Consider the following 14207-nt stretch of genomic DNA (forward strand, 5'->3'; position numbering starts at 1 on the left):
CGATAGCGGTGTGTCATTCAAATAATTCTGGTCTGACACACCGCTATCGCGAGCAGGCTCACTCCTACAGGGTTTCTGCGCAAGCCGTCAGAAGGGGGCAGGGCACTCGAAGCGCAGGCGTTCACCGGTTTGCGGATGGGTGAAGCTGAGCATGCTCGCGTGCAGGCACAGGCGCGGCCAGGCAGCGAGGGCTTGTTCGTGTGCGTAGAGGCCATCGCCAAGCAACGGATGCCCGATCGACAGCATGTGTACACGCAACTGGTGCGAACGGCCGGTGATCGGCGTCAGCTCGACGCGGCACCAGTCGCCACAACGTTCCAGCACGCGCCAGAAGGTCAGCGCATGTTTGCCGAACTCATGATCCACCACGTGACGCGGCTTGGTCGGCGGGTCGTAGCGCAGCGGCAAATCGATGCTGCCGCTGTCCAGTTCCGGCTGACCCCACGCCAGCGCGGTGTAGGCCTTTTCGGTTTCGCGGTCATGAAACTGACGCGACAGTTCGCGATGGGTGTCGGCGTCACGGGCCAGCAGAATGATGCCGGATGTTTCCCAGTCCAGACGATGGACGATGCGCGCTTCCGGGTAGCCGTTTTCCTGCAAGCGGGTTATCAGGCAATCCTTGTTGTCGTCGGCGCGACCGGGCACCGAAAGCAGCAAGGTCGGTTTGTCGACCACCAGTACGGCGGCGTCCTGATGGATGATGCGGATGTTGGACAACGGCATTAAAACAGCCTCGTAACAAATGCCAACGGCGGCTCAGGGCCATTCCGGTATGGGAATGGCCCTGAGCCGCCGCCGTTCCTGCCGGATCGACTCAGCGATCTGGCAGGGTGATGTTGAGTTCCAGAATCGAGCAACTGCCCTGGCTTTCCAGTGCAACGTGTACGTCGTCGTTGCCGATGTTGACGTACTTGCGGATCACGTCGACCAGTTCCTTCTGCAAGGCTGGCAGGTAATCCGGCGTGCTGCGCTGGCCGCGCTCATGCGCCACGATGATCTGTAGACGCTCTTTCGCTACCGAGGCGGTACTTGGCTTTTTGTTGGCACGAAAGAAGTCAAAAAGGTTCATTACCTACCTCCAAACAGGCGCTCGAAGAATCCCTTCTTCTCGACATCGAGGAAACGGTGGGCTTTTTCTTTGCCCAGCAAACGGTCGACGGTATCGCTGTAAGCCTGACCGGCATCGCTCTGGTCGTCGAGAATCACCGGTACGCCCTGGTTGGATGCCTTGAGCACCGCCTGGGATTCCGGGATCACGCCGAGCAGGGTTACCGAGAGGATTTCCTTGACGTCTTCAACGCCAAGCATCTCGCCCTTTTCAACACGCTCCGGGTGGTAGCGGGTGATCAGCAGGTGTTCCTTGATCGGGTCTTCGCCACGTTCGGCGCGACGCGACTTGCTGGCCAGCAGGCCGAGCATGCGGTCCGAATCGCGTACCGAGGACACTTCCGGGTTGGTCACGACGATCGCTTCGTCAGCGAAGTACATGGCCAGGTGCGCACCTTTTTCGATGCCGGCCGGGGAGTCGCAGACCACGAACTCGAATTGTTCCTTGAGCTCCATCAGAACCTTTTCCACGCCTTCGACAGTCAGCGCGTCTTTGTCGCGGGTCTGACTGGCGGCCAGTACGTAGAGGTTTTCCAGACGCTTGTCTTTGATCAGCGCCTGTTGCAGGTTGGCTTCGCCGTTGACCACGTTGACGAAGTCATACACCACGCGGCGCTCGCAACCCATGATCAGGTCAAGGTTCCGCAAGCCCACGTCGAAGTCGACGATCACTGTTTTGTGGCCGCGCAGAGCGAGGCCGGTACCGATAGCGGCGCTGGTGGTGGTCTTACCCACACCACCCTTGCCGGATGTAACCACGAGAATCTTGGCCAAGGTGTTTCACCCCTAAGGAAGAAGGACTGTTCAGCCCCTGAAAAACATCTCTTGAAAACTACTGCAGTCGGACAGCCTTGGCTGGAATTTGGCTTTAGGCCTTTTTCCTACTTCGTTTGAGCCGTTTTCGCTACGTTTTAGAGATGCTTGGAAAATGCGGCAGTATCCGTTAAAGCCGAATGATGTTCAACACGTCGCCCGACAGGCTGACCTGTACGCCCGAGCCCCACATCGGATCGCGACGCAAGTCTTCGGAAACCTTGTAGTGGCCTGCGATAGAGATCAGTTCAGCGCTCAATTGCTGACAGAAAATCCGCGCCTTGGTGTCACCCTTGACCCCGGCCAGCGCACGACCGCGCATCGGGCCGTATACATGGATGTTGCCATCGGCAAGAAGTTCCGCCCCCGGACTGACCGAGGACACCACCACCAGATCACCGCCCTGGGCATATATCTGTTGGCCACCACGTACTGGCGTGGTGATGACGCGGGTCGGTTTTACGGTCGGCTCCGGCGGTTTTTCCGGTTTCTTTTTGACTTCGGCCTCCGGGGTTTCCAGCGGCCGTTCGCGGGCGCCGGACGGCGGCAACACCGGAATGTCGATGGCGATGGCGGCGGCGATGTCTTCGATGCGGCTGGCGCGAATCGCCAGGGTGCGCAGGCCATGCTGGCGGCACACGCGCATCAGGCCCGGCAGATCGACCGCGCCTTCGCTCGGCGGCAATTTGTCCAGCGCCAGAACCAGCGGCGCGTTGCTGAAAAAGTTCGGCGCCTGGGCGACTTTGGCGGCCAATTGCCGATCGAGGCTTTCGAGGTCGTTACGGGCCAGTTCCAGCACAGTAATGGCCAGCATGCTGCCCTTGAGCTGGAATACGGGATCTTGGTCTAACGGTTCGGTTTGGCTCATGTCGGCATACAACGGCTTGTCACTAAAAGTGCCGAGACTTATAACGAGAACGCCCGCGAGCCGCAAGCCGGGTCGAACGATGTAGAATGCGCGGCCACTGTATTTACGGAAGCTTTAATGGATCGCCCGCGTTTTCGAAGAGCATTTCTTGCTCCACGCTTCTGGCCGCTCTGGTGCGGTCTGGGGCTTTTATGGCTGATCGTGCAGTTGCCGTATCCGGCATTGCTGACCATCGGTCGAGTTTTGGGCGCGCTGATGTATCGCGTGGCCGGCGACCGGCGGCGCATCGCCAAGCGCAACCTTGAACTGTGCTTCCCGGAAAAATCCGCCGCCGAGCGCAAACGCCTGCTCAAGGAAAATTTTGCCTCCACCGGCATCGCGTTTTTCGAGATGGCGATGAGCTGGTGGTGGTCCCGCGAGCGCCTGGCCAAACTGGCCCACGTCGAAGGTCTGGAGCATTTGCAAAAAGCCCGGCGTGAAGGCAAAGGCGTGATCCTGATGGCGGCGCATTTCACCACGCTGGAAATCGGCGCGGCATTGCTCGGTCAGCAGCACACCATCGACGGCATGTACCGCGAACACAAGAACCCACTGTTCGATTTCATCCAGCGTCAGGGCCGCGAGCGGCACAACCTCGATTCGCTGGCGGTGGAGCGCGACGATGTGCGTGGCATGCTCAAATTGCTGCGCTCCGGTCGGGCGATCTGGTACGCACCGGATCAGGACTACGGTGCCAAGCAAAGCATTTTCGTGCCGCTGTTCGGCATTCAGGCAGCGACCGTGACCGCGACCACCAAATTTGCCCGGTTGGGTAAAGCACTGGTGGTGCCTTTCACTCAGGAACGCCTGGCGGACGGCAGCGGTTATCGCCTGACGATTCATGCGCCGCTGGAGGACTTCCCCGGCGAGACCGAAGAGGCCGATTGCATCCGCATCAATCAGTGGGTCGAAAGCGCTTTGCGAGCCTGCCCCGAGCAATACCTGTGGGCGCATCGCCGCTTCAAGAGCCGTCCACCGGGCGAGCCGAAGCTGTACGCCAAACGCGGTTGATTCACCCATCCCTTTAAGCACCATGGAGTGTTGCGATGAGCCCAGCTGAACCGGTCACAGGTTTGATTCTTTCCGGCGGCGGGGCTCGGGCGGCGTATCAGGTGGGGGTGTTGGCGGCGATTGCCGAGTTGTTGCCATTGGGCGCCGACAATCCGTTTCCGGTGATCGTCGGCACCTCGGCGGGGGCGATCAACGCCGTGAGCCTGGCCAGCGGCGCCACGGATTTTCGCGCCGCCATCGAACGCCTCACGCTGTTCTGGCAGGGCTTTCGCAGCCATCGCGTATTGCGCAGTGACTGGCCGGGAGTGATCCGCCAAGCCAGTCGTTTTGTCAGCCACAGTTTGCTCGGCATGGGCCGACACCTGCCGGTGGCGCTGCTCAACAGTTCGCCGCTGCGCGATCTGCTCAATGAAAAACTGCACATGCCCGGCATCGCCGAATCCATCGCACGCAAGCAATTGCACGCGGTGGCGGTGACTGCGTTCGGCTATGAGTCGGGGCAGGCGGTGACGTTCTATCAGGGCGGCGGCAAGATTGATTCCTGGCTGCGGCATCGGCGCATCGGCGTGCCGACGCAATTGTCGGTGGAGCATCTGCTGGCCAGTTCGGCGATTCCGTTGTTATTCGCTCCGGTGAAAATAGGCGAGGAATATTTTGGCGACGGCGCAGTGCGGCAATCGGCGCCGATCAGTCCGGCCCTGCATCTGGGCGCCAGTCGCGTGCTGGTGGTCGGTGTCAGTGGCAACCCGCGCGGGTTTGATCCGCAGCAGCCGCTGGAGCGCACCTACACCGGGCAACAGCCGACGCTGGCGCAGATTGGCGGGCACATGCTCAACAGCACGTTCATCGACAGCCTGGAAAGCGACATCGAGTTGCTGCAGCGGCTCAACCAGTTCAGCCACCTGATGCCCGCCGGCACGCCGACTCGCGAATTGGGTGTGGCGCCGGTGGAGGTGCTGGTGATTTCACCGAGTCAGCCGATTGATGAAATCGCGGCACGGCATCGTCAGGAATTGCCGGCGGCGTTGCGCTTGTTCTTGCGCGGGCCGGGAGCGACCAAGACGAGCGGGGCGGGGGTGTTGAGTTATCTGCTGTTCGAGGCGGGGTATTGCAGCGAGTTGATCGATCTGGGGCGACGGGATGCGTTGGCCAAGCGTGAGGAGCTGTGCCGCTTTCTGGGGATATCCGAGGCGGTGGCTCCCGCCTGAGATTTGTGGTGCGGCAAATCGCTGGCAAGCCAGCTCCCACAGGGCTTTGCGTCGTAAACAGATTTTGTCTACACCAAAGAACTTGTGGGAGCTGGCTTGCCAGCGATGGCGTCCTCGCAGACGCCACTTACACCCGCATCAGAAGTGGAACTTCACCAGGAAGCTGGTCACGTTCTGATTGGTGGTGAAGGCACGGGTGTCGTCGATCCCGTACTTGTCTTTCCAGTAGTCGTACTCAACACCGACGTACAACTGCTTCTCGCCGAAATTCAGCGCCTTGCCCAAGTCGTATTTGACCTGTGGGTTGAAGTGCAGGTTGGCGTGGTATTCGCCACGGTTGTTGACGTCGTTGTCGACGACCCAGTCCATGTAGCCGTCGATCAGCACGTTCGAGTCGCCGACCGGAATGGTGTAGGACCACACTGGAGTGATCTGCCAGACGTTGTCACCCGGGCGCGAGCCTTCGGTGTGACGCTGGTAGAAGTTCAGCTGGAAGTAGTCGAAGCCCGGGATGGCCAGGTCGAAGCCCGGACCGATCAGGTAGGACTCGGTGTCACCCTCGCCGAACTCGTATGTCATCGCCAGCAGGACGTCTTTGATCGGGCCGAATTCGATCTTCTGGTCGAGCACCTTGCCCAGCGATATGCGCGGGCTGAACTCGCCGTAGTAGGTGTTCGGGCCGTTGTTGAAGTCCTTGTCACCGTTGTAGAAGATCTTGTCGACGAACAGGAAGTTGTCCCCATACTTCCAGGCGTCGGCGTGCTCGAAGGTGACGGTCTGCTGAATCGCAGGGTTGACCTTGAAGTCTTTGCCGTAGAGGTAGGTCAGGCTGTTGTTCTGCCATTGCAGCAGGCCATCGGCCATGGCCTGGCCGCCGGCCAGCATCGATCCCGCGAGCATCAGGCTGGTGCACATACGTTTCATTCGGTTGCTCCCAAAGTAGGTGTTCCACGTTTATTTTTTTAAGATCGGCGCTCTGGTGTGGCGCCTTTTTTCGTTGCTGCAAAAGTCATCCGATTGGTCAGCTTTCATGCTGTTAGCAAGAGCTGGGCCAAGGCTTTCGAAAAGCAAAAAAACGCCCGGTCGGCTGCTGAAAAACAGTCGACTGAGCGTGTTTTCGGGATGCCTCGGTACTGACCGGGGCCGGGATAAGTTGGCCCGTCGGTCAGGAATTAAATCCGGGCTTTTTTTTAGACCGAATTCATGAGGCCGCGGAGAATACTGACTCCTTGGCCAGCTCTCAAGTGCCCCGCAACAGAGCACCGACGACAGGTATGGGGCACGGTTGCGGGTCATCTTAAAAGTGCACCTTCACCAGCAGGCTGGCGGTGTTCTGATTGGTGTCGAGGTTGTGGCTGCTTTCGACCCCGTATTTATTTTTCCAATAACTGTATTCGGTGCCGACATACAGCTGCTTCTGACTCCAGCCCAGCGCTTTGCCCAGGTCGTATTTGATCTGCGGATTGATGTGCAGGTTGGCGTGGTAGGTGCCGCGCGAGTTCTCGTCGTTGTCGACCACCCAGTCCAGATAACCGTCGATCAGCAGGTCGGAATTGCCCACAGGGATGCTGTACGACCAGCCCGGGGTGATCTGCCAGACACCGTCGCCGGGGCGCGGGCCTTCGGTCTGGCGGCGGAAGATGTTCAGGGTGACGTAGTTGAAGCCCGGCACCTTGAGGTCGAACCCGGGGCCGATCAGATAGGCCTCGCTCTCACCTTCGCCGTACTCGTAGGTCATCGCCAGCAGCACGTCCTTGATCGGGCCGAATTCGAGCTTATGGTCGAAGATCTTGCCGAACGAGAAACGCGGGGTGAATTCGCCGTAGAAGGTGTGCGGGCCTTTGTTGCGGTCTTCCTGGCCGTTGTAGAAGATCTTGTCGACGAACAGGAAGTTGTCGCCGTACTTCCATTTGTCGGCGTGCTCGAACGTCACCGTCTGCTGGATCGACGGATTGATCGCGAAATTCTTGCCGTACAGATAGCTCAGGCTGTTGGTCTGCCACAGCAATAAATCGCCGGCCATGGCTTGGGATGCGGCCAGCAGGCCACCGCTCAACAGCAGGTTGGTTTGCGTGCGAATCATCTGTTGCTCCCTCTTGTTTTTATTGTTTGAGGCGCAGAGCTGTTGCGTGCCTTTGTAGGAGTGAGCCTGCTCGCGATAGCGGTGAATCAGTCAACATTGATGTCGGTGTTGATGACGCAATCGCGAGCAGGCTCACTCCTGCAGAGGACATTGGTGTTGCTGTTTTTAGTGCTGATGCGCGTGGCAGTCGTTGATCGTCGCGCGCTCGGCGCCGCCGAGAATGTTGAACAGCAGGTTCAGCGTCAGCGCACTCAGCGTGGCCATGGCGATGCCGCTGTGGGTGATCGGGCTCATCCACAACGGCAGGTGTGCGAAGAACTCCGGACGCACCACCGGGATCAGGCCCATGCCGATGCTCACCGCCACCAGCAACTGGTTGCGACGGTCACCGATGTCGGCTTCCTGCAGAATCTTGATGCCGGTCGCGGCAACCATGCCGAACATCGCAATCGCCGCACCGCCCAATACCGCCGGTGGAATCGACGCCACCAGGAACGCCGCTTTCGGCAGCAGGCTGAGGACGATCAACAAGCCACCGGCGACGATGGTCACCGAACGGCAACGCACGCCGGTCATCTGCACCAGGCCGATGTTCTGCGCGAAAGAGGAGTGGGTGAATGTATTGAAGAAACCGGCCACGAATGAAGCGCCGGCATCGCACAACAAGCCGCGACGCAGCATGCGTGGGCAGACTTCCTGGCCGGTGATCTTGCCCAGCGCGAGAAACATCCCGGTGGACTCGACGAAGATGATCACCACCACCAGGCACATCGACAGGATCGGCGCGAGTTCGAATTTCGGCATGCCGAAATGCAGTGGGGTGACGAATTGCACCCATGGCGCGTTGGCCATGCCGCTCAGGTCGACCATGCCGATCGCGCCGCACAACAGGTAGCCGAAGCACATGCCGATGAGGACGGAAATGTTCACCCAGAAACCGCGCATGAAGCGGTGGATCAACAGAATGGTGCCCAACACCAGAGCGGCGATGGCCAGATAAATCGGTGAGCCGAATTGCGCAGCGGCAGCACCGCCACCAGCCCAATTCACGGCTACGGGGAATAGCGACAAGCCGATCGAGGTGATGACTGTGCCGGTCACCAGCGGCGGGAAGAAGCGTACGACCTTGGACATGAACGGCGCGATGATCATGCCGAAGAAACCGGCAGCGATGGTGGCGCCGAATATCCCTTGCAGGCCGATACCGGGCATGCCGGCCATGGCGACCATGCTGCCGACGGCGGCAAAACTGGCGCCCATCATCACCGGCATGCGAATGCCCATCGGGCCGATGCCCAAGGACTGCACGATGGTGGCGATACCGGCGACCAGCAGGTCGGCGTTGATCAGGAAGGCGATTTCTTCACGACTCAGGCCTGCGGCCTGTCCAATGATCAGCGGCACCGCGATGGCACCACCGTACATCAGCAGAACATGTTGCAAACCGACCAGGATCAGTTGCAAAAGGGGCAATCGCTGAATGGCGGGTGCGTCGGGGATGCGCGCTTTGGACAGCTCGGACATGCAACACCTCGGATCTTTTTTATTCTTGTGATTGAACAGCTGCCGGGTTGCTCGCAGCTGTTTCTTTGCATCAGGTAAACCGCGTTGCGGCCAATCGCTGGCAAGCCAGCTCCCACACAGGCAGTGCAAAACCCTGTGGGAGCTGGCTTGCCAGCGATGCTTTGTGGCTTAGTTGGTCTGCGCTCCCTGGGCGATCCATGCACCGATCAGGTCACGTTCCTGCTGGGTCATCTGGGTGATGTTGCCCAGTGGCATGATCTGCGTGGTGATGGCTTGCGCCTGGATGCGCGCCGCGTTCTGGCGGATCTGCTCAGGGGTGTCGAACATCACACCTGCAGGGGCCGCACTGAACAACGGGCTGGTCGGTTTGGCCGAGTGGCAAACCGCGCAACGTTCTTGAATCACGTTGTGCACTTTGTCGAAGGCCGGACCTGCATTGGAGGCTTGCGCCGGTGCTGCTGCAGGCGCTGCTGCAGGCGCTGCTGCGGGTGCTGCCGCTTCAGCCGGTTTCGCGCCACCGCCCAGTGCCGTTTCCGGCAGCGGCTGGTACTCGATTTTTGCCGGAGCCTTGGCCACTTCCGGAGCGGTCGACATCGGTACAGGCCCGGTGACGTACGCCAGAGTGATCATGCCCACCGCCGCAACCGGCAGAGTCCAGGCAAACTTGTGGCTGTCGTGACGGGTGTTGAAGTAGTGACGCACCAACACCGCCAACACTGCGATCCCGGCCAGGATCAACCAGTTGTACTGGCTGCCATAAGTGCTCGGGAAGTGGTTGCTGATCATGATGAACAGCACCGGCAGGGTGAAGTAGTTGTTGTGACGCGAACGCAGCAAACCTTTGGCCGGCAGCGCCGGATCCGGCGTGCGGTTTTCGGCAATCGCCGCCACCAGTGCACGTTGCGCCGGCATGATGATGCGGAACACGTTACCGACCATGATGGTGCCGATGATCGCGCCGACGTGCAGGTACGCACCCCGACCGCTGAACACCTTGCTGAAGCCATACGCCGCGCCGATGATCAGCACGAACAGGATGAAGCCGAGCAGGGCAGGGCGTTTGCCCAGAGCGGAGTCGCAGAGGAAGGAGTAGATGAACCAGCCGAGGAACAGCGAGCCGATACCGATGGCCACGCCTTCAGGGCCGCTCAGTGTGCTGCCCGGAGCCAGCAGGTAGAGCGTTGGATTGGAGTAGAACACCACGCACAGCAGCGCAATACCCGACATCCAGGTGAAGTAGGCTTCCCATTTGAACCAGTGCAGGTTCTCCGGCATCGACGGTGGGGCCAGTTTGTATTTTTCCAGGTGATAGATACCGCCACCGTGGATCGCCCACAGATCACCGGCAAGACCGGTTTTCGGGTTGACGCGGTTGAGGTTGTTCTCCAGCCAGACGAAGTAGAACGACGCGCCGATCCAGGCCACGCCAGTGATCATGTGAACCCAGCGCACGCTCAGGTTCAGCCATTCCAACAGATGTGCTTCCACAGTCTTTACCTCTCGCCTGTCACTCTTGTTGTCGAGTGATCAGACCTTCTCTTATTGGTGGGGGGCGAGGATCAAACGCTCATCCTCTTTGAAAAAATGCTCATCGCAGTTATTGCCTGTGCCACTGCGATCAACCACCAGGAAGTCATCCCGCTTTTCGATCGTCAGCACCGGGTGGTGCCAGACGCCGCGATGGTAATTAATGCCCTGCCTGCCGTTGGTGACGAAGGCGCGGACCAAGCCTGATACAGGTTCATCGCCAAGTGGCGCGACCACGATCAGAAAGGGGTTGCCGAGCAGCGGAATGAAAGCCTGGCTGCCCAGCGGATGGCGTTCCAGCATGCTCACGGTCAGCGGCATGTCCTGCGCGTCGGCGCGGAAGATGCTGATGATCGCGTTGTCCTCAGGCGTCGCGGTTTCGACCGTCGCCAGTTTGTGGAAGCGCATGGTCGAACCGTTGTTGATCATGAAGTGATCGCTGCCGTCGGTTTCGATCACGTCACCGAAAGGGGCGAAGGCTTCTTTGGTCAGCGGTTCAATCGTCAGTGTGCGCATGCTGTTCTTCTTATCCGAATTCTGTTGATCGTTCCCACGCTCTGCGTGGTAACGCCGCCATGGACGCTCCGCGTCCGCTGTGACGCGGAGCGTCACGGTATGCATTCCCACGCAGAGCGTGGGAACGATCATTGCGTTGTTATTTAGCGACCTTGCCCAATACGCGCAGGCGACTCACACCCCCGTCCGGGAACACGTTCAGACGGATGTGGGTGATCGGGCCCAGTGCCTTGATCTGCTCGACGAAGGTGTGTTCGGCGTGCATTTCCAGCTTCTGGCTTGGCAGCAGTTCGCGCCAGAACAGCGATTGGGTTTCGATCTGGCTGTCGGTGCCGCCCTTGACGAAAGCGCCCTGGATCGAGCAAGTGTCCGGGTAGTTGCCCTTGAAGTGCAGGGTGTCGACGACGATCTTCTCGATCTCGCCCGGGTGGCCCAGCGCGACGATCACCCAGTCATTGCCTGGCGTGCGACGACGTGCTGTTTCCCAGCCGTCGCCCATGTTGATGCCACGGCCCGGGTTGAGGATGTTGCTCATGCGACCGAAGTGTTCGTCGGAGCAGGCGAGGGCGCGGCCACCGTTGAGGGCTGCTGCCAGATCGACCTGTTCGTTGTCACCAACAGCGGACCAGTCGCGGAACGGAATGCCGTACACGCGCAGACGGGCGACACCGCCATCCGGGTAGATGTTGAAGCGCAGGTGGCTGAAGGCCTTGTCGTTGCTGATTTCGTGGTAGTGGTGGCTGTTGCCCTGCAGCTCGACGGCCGACAGCACTTCAGTCCACTGGGTGTTTTCGTCAGGCTCGCCCGAGGCCAGGAAGCACGCTTCCAGAGACGCCGATGGCGGGAAGTTGCCGGTGAAGAATGAAGTGTCGATGTCCACGCCTTTGATCGAGCCCGGAACGCCCAGGCGGATTACGGCGCTGTCGAAGCCTTCGAAGCGCTTGCGGCGCGATTCCCAGCCGTCCATCCACTTGCCGTTGTCATCGAACACACCCTCCTTCCACACGGCTGGGGTTGGCTGAAACAGACGATTGGCGTCTGCGAACCAGTCATCGGTGACCGAGATGATTTTGGTGCCCAGACGGGCATCGGCCAGGTTGACGAACTTCTCGAAAGGTACGGCGTAAGCTTTCATTCTTCTTGTCTGCCTTTAATAAGTTGGCTGGGGATGCTTGCAAGACCCTGGGTACTCTCCGCGTTTGATGTACTCGGGTCAGGCTTGCTAAAGAGTCAGTAAACGGAACAGGGCGATCTTGTTGATCTCCGCCAGCGCGCATTTGAACTCGGTGTCGACCGAATTGTGAATGCGCGTTTCGAACGCCGCGAGGATCTGATGCCGGTTGCTGCCTTTTACCGCCATGATGAAGGGAAACTTGAACTTGGCTTTGTAGGCGTCGTTCAGCTCGGTGAAGCGAGAAAACTCTTCGGCCGTGCATTGGTGAATACCGGCGCCAGCCTGTTCATTGGTGCTGGCTTCGGTCAACTGGCCCTGGACGGCGGCTTTGCCGGCCAGGTCCGGGTGAGCGTTGATCAACGCGAGTTGACTGGCGTGATCGGCGCTCAACAGGATGTCGCTCATGCGCTGGTGCAGGGTTTCGATCTCGTCGATCGATGCGTCTGCGCCCAGGTCGTAGGCCTTCTCGGCCACCCATGGCGAATGTTCGTAGATGTCGGCAAAGGCTTTGACGAAGGCGTCGCGGCTCAGGGTCGATGGTTGCAGGGTTTGAAAGCGGCTCATTTGGTGGCCCCTTGGTACGGCTGGGTTTCGTGCCAGTGGCGCGCGATGTCGACGCGACGGCTGAACCACACCTGTTCATGACTTTTGGCGTATTCGATGAAGCGCTTGAGCGAAGCGAGGCGACCCGGGCGGCCGATCAGGCGGCAGTGCAGACCGATCGAGAGCATTTTCGGCGCTTCGGCACCTTCGGCGTAGAGCACGTCGAACGCGTCTTTGAGGTATTCGAAGAAATCGTCACCCTTGTTGAAACCCTGCACTTGAGTGAAGCGCATGTCGTTGGTGTCGAGGGTGTACGGGATCACCAGATGCGGCTTGCCGGTCGGGTTGTTCGGTTCCCAGTAGGGCAGATCGTCGTCGTAGGTGTCGCAGTCGTAGAGGAAACCACCTTCTTCCATCACCAGGCGACGGGTGTTCGGACCGGTGCGGCCGGTGTACCAGCCCAGTGGGCGCTCGCCGGTGAGTTCGGTGAGGATGCGGATCGCTTCGAGCATGTGCTCGCGTTCCTGCGCCTCGTCCATGTACTGGTAGTCGATCCAGCGGTAGCCGTGGCTGCAGATCTCGTGGCCGGCTTCGACCATCGCACGGATCACATCCGGGTGGCGCTGAGCGGCCATGGCCACGGCGAAGATGGTCAGCGGAATGTCGAATTCCTTGAACAGTTTCAGGATCCGCCAGACGCCGGCGCGGCTGCCATACTCGTAAAGCGATTCCATGCTCATGTTGCGCGCGCCTTGCAGCGGCTGAGCAGCAACCATCTCGGACAGAAAGGCTTCGGATTCTTTGTCGCCGTGCAAAATGTTGCGCTCGCCGCCTTCTTCGTAATTGAGTACGAAGGACAGGGCGATGCGGGCATTGCCCGGCCAGTGTGGGTGAGGAGGGTTACTGCCGTAACCGATCAGGTCGCGTGGGTAGTCAGCGCTCACTGCAGTCTTCCTTCTTATTCGTTGACAGGTTGTGTAACGGCCCGGCGGTGAGTGTGCAGGCTGGCGTCACAGCGATGGGCTGATTGTATACAACTTTATTCTCAATTTGTAAGCCTGAATTTTCGCAAATTTCACCGACTGTCATCTTTTGCTGTTAATGGCGTGAGCCTGCAAGAAACCTGCCTGACCAGTCAGCTAATGGATAGGAGGTTCAATGATCAGGCGCTTTGCTGGCAGAACGCGGGGAAAGTCCCGGATGGCGGGGGTGATGTGAAAAATGTCGTTTTTATTGTGTACAATTTTTTTGAAAAGTGTCTTAATCAGTCGCTCGCCGCAACTTTTCGTGCTTCGAAACGGTGCGGTCTCCTTTTTATCTGACTTCGGGAGGCGCGAGGTCTGACTGCTCTTTGCGGCCAGGCGCGCAGAATCAATGGGACGTTTGACTACACACGTTTTGGACGCTGCACACGGTTGCCCGGGCAGTTCGATCAAGGTCGAGCTGTACCGCGTTGAAGGTTCGCAACTGGAATTGGTCGCCAGTGCCGTAACCAACAGCGATGGCCGGGTCGATGCACCGCTGCTGCAAGGTGATGACTATCGCACCGGCGTTTATCAGGTTCAGTTCCATGCGGGCGATTACTACCGCGCCCGTGGCGTGCAACTGCCGGAGCCGGCGTTTCTGGACGTGGTGGTGCTGCGTTTCGGCATCTCTGCCGAACAGGATCACTACCACGTGCCATTGCTGATCTCGCCTTACAGCTATTCCACGTATCGGGGCAGCTGACCCCCAAGCAGCTGCCCCCACCGGGAAGCGACTGCGCATATAGCTTCTTTGGTCTTTCGCCCGCTC

15 protein-coding genes are annotated in these 14207 nt (G+C 59.5%); 3 read left to right on the forward strand and 12 right to left on the reverse strand.

From position 1 onward, the window contains the following. Nucleotides 1–87: 87 nt before the first annotated feature. The 4 genes from AC3WMT_RS12200 to minC form a co-directional block, all read right to left on the reverse strand. Nucleotides 88–723, reverse strand: a complete 636-nt coding sequence (locus AC3WMT_RS12200; RefSeq protein WP_007960625.1) for an RluA family pseudouridine synthase — start codon at nt 721–723, stop codon at nt 88–90. Nucleotides 724–814: 91 nt separating this feature from the next. Beyond that, entirely contained in the window at nt 815–1069 is a 255-nt protein-coding gene (gene minE, locus AC3WMT_RS12205) for a cell division topological specificity factor MinE (RefSeq protein ID WP_003223146.1), read from the reverse strand. Further along, nucleotides 1069–1881, reverse strand: coding sequence for a septum site-determining protein MinD (gene minD / locus AC3WMT_RS12210; RefSeq protein ID WP_007913953.1), 813 nt, complete (start codon nt 1879–1881; stop codon nt 1069–1071). The genes minE and minD overlap by 1 nt, the downstream gene beginning before the upstream one ends. A 169-nt stretch (nt 1882–2050) precedes the next feature. Next, nucleotides 2051–2788 carry a septum site-determining protein MinC gene (gene minC / locus AC3WMT_RS12215; RefSeq protein WP_026000431.1) on the reverse strand — a complete coding sequence of 246 codons (738 nt, stop codon included), beginning with the start codon at nt 2786–2788 and terminating at the stop codon, nt 2051–2053. Between the two features lie 117 nt (nt 2789–2905). On the opposite strand from minC, the gene AC3WMT_RS12220 reads away from it, so the two are divergent. Together AC3WMT_RS12220 and AC3WMT_RS12225 are read left to right on the forward strand one after the other, a co-directional pair. Beyond that, nucleotides 2906–3838, forward strand: coding sequence for a lipid A biosynthesis lauroyl acyltransferase (locus AC3WMT_RS12220; protein ID WP_103303779.1), 933 nt, complete (start codon nt 2906–2908; stop codon nt 3836–3838). Between the two features lie 35 nt (nt 3839–3873). Then, nucleotides 3874–5046, forward strand: a complete 1173-nt coding sequence (locus AC3WMT_RS12225; protein WP_103303780.1) for a patatin-like phospholipase family protein — start codon at nt 3874–3876, stop codon at nt 5044–5046. 138 nt (nt 5047–5184) lie between these two features. On the opposite strand, the gene AC3WMT_RS12230 is transcribed toward AC3WMT_RS12225, so the two are convergent. The 8 genes from AC3WMT_RS12230 to puuE all read right to left on the reverse strand — a co-directional run bounded on the left by AC3WMT_RS12230 (nt 5185) and on the right by puuE (nt 13357). Beyond that, a complete protein-coding gene (locus AC3WMT_RS12230) occupies nt 5185–5970 on the reverse strand; it encodes an outer membrane protein OmpK (protein WP_064118621.1) in 786 nt (261 codons plus the stop codon). A gap of 373 nt (nt 5971–6343) precedes the next feature. Next, the gene (locus AC3WMT_RS12235) at nt 6344–7129 is read right to left on the reverse strand and encodes an outer membrane protein OmpK (RefSeq protein ID WP_103303781.1); all 786 of its coding nucleotides are present in this window, start codon (nt 7127–7129) and stop codon (nt 6344–6346) included. Between the two features lie 165 nt (nt 7130–7294). Continuing rightward, complete coding sequence (locus tag AC3WMT_RS12240; protein WP_103303782.1) at nt 7295–8653, reverse strand: nucleobase:cation symporter-2 family protein; 1359 nt, start codon at nt 8651–8653, stop codon at nt 7295–7297. A 168-nt stretch (nt 8654–8821) separates the two neighbouring features. Further along, complete coding sequence (locus AC3WMT_RS12245; RefSeq protein ID WP_103303783.1) at nt 8822–10141, reverse strand: urate hydroxylase PuuD; 1320 nt, start codon at nt 10139–10141, stop codon at nt 8822–8824. A 51-nt stretch (nt 10142–10192) separates the two neighbouring features. Beyond that, nucleotides 10193–10696: an ureidoglycolate lyase gene (locus AC3WMT_RS12250; RefSeq protein WP_007960046.1), complete on the reverse strand. Its 504-nt coding sequence runs from the start codon at nt 10694–10696 to the stop codon at nt 10193–10195. A 139-nt stretch (nt 10697–10835) separates the two neighbouring features. Next, on the reverse strand, nt 10836–11831 hold the full coding sequence (alc, locus tag AC3WMT_RS12255; protein ID WP_095191513.1) for an allantoicase: 996 nt from the start codon (nt 11829–11831) through the stop codon (nt 10836–10838). Nucleotides 11832–11918: 87 nt separating this feature from the next. After that, nucleotides 11919–12434 (reverse strand): 2-oxo-4-hydroxy-4-carboxy-5-ureidoimidazoline decarboxylase, encoded by a 516-nt coding sequence (gene uraD / locus AC3WMT_RS12260; protein WP_103303785.1) that lies wholly within the window; start codon nt 12432–12434, stop codon nt 11919–11921. Then, on the reverse strand, nt 12431–13357 hold the full coding sequence (puuE, locus tag AC3WMT_RS12265) for an allantoinase PuuE (RefSeq protein ID WP_103303786.1): 927 nt from the start codon (nt 13355–13357) through the stop codon (nt 12431–12433). The genes uraD and puuE overlap by 4 nt, the downstream gene beginning before the upstream one ends. 430 nt (nt 13358–13787) lie before the next feature. Here puuE and uraH point away from each other — a divergent pair, with 430 nt between their 5' ends. Next, nucleotides 13788–14141, forward strand: a complete 354-nt coding sequence (gene uraH / locus AC3WMT_RS12270; RefSeq protein WP_008080901.1) for a hydroxyisourate hydrolase — start codon at nt 13788–13790, stop codon at nt 14139–14141. Nucleotides 14142–14207: the final 66 nt, after the last annotated feature.

The organism is Pseudomonas sp. FW305-7, assembly GCF_058786735.1.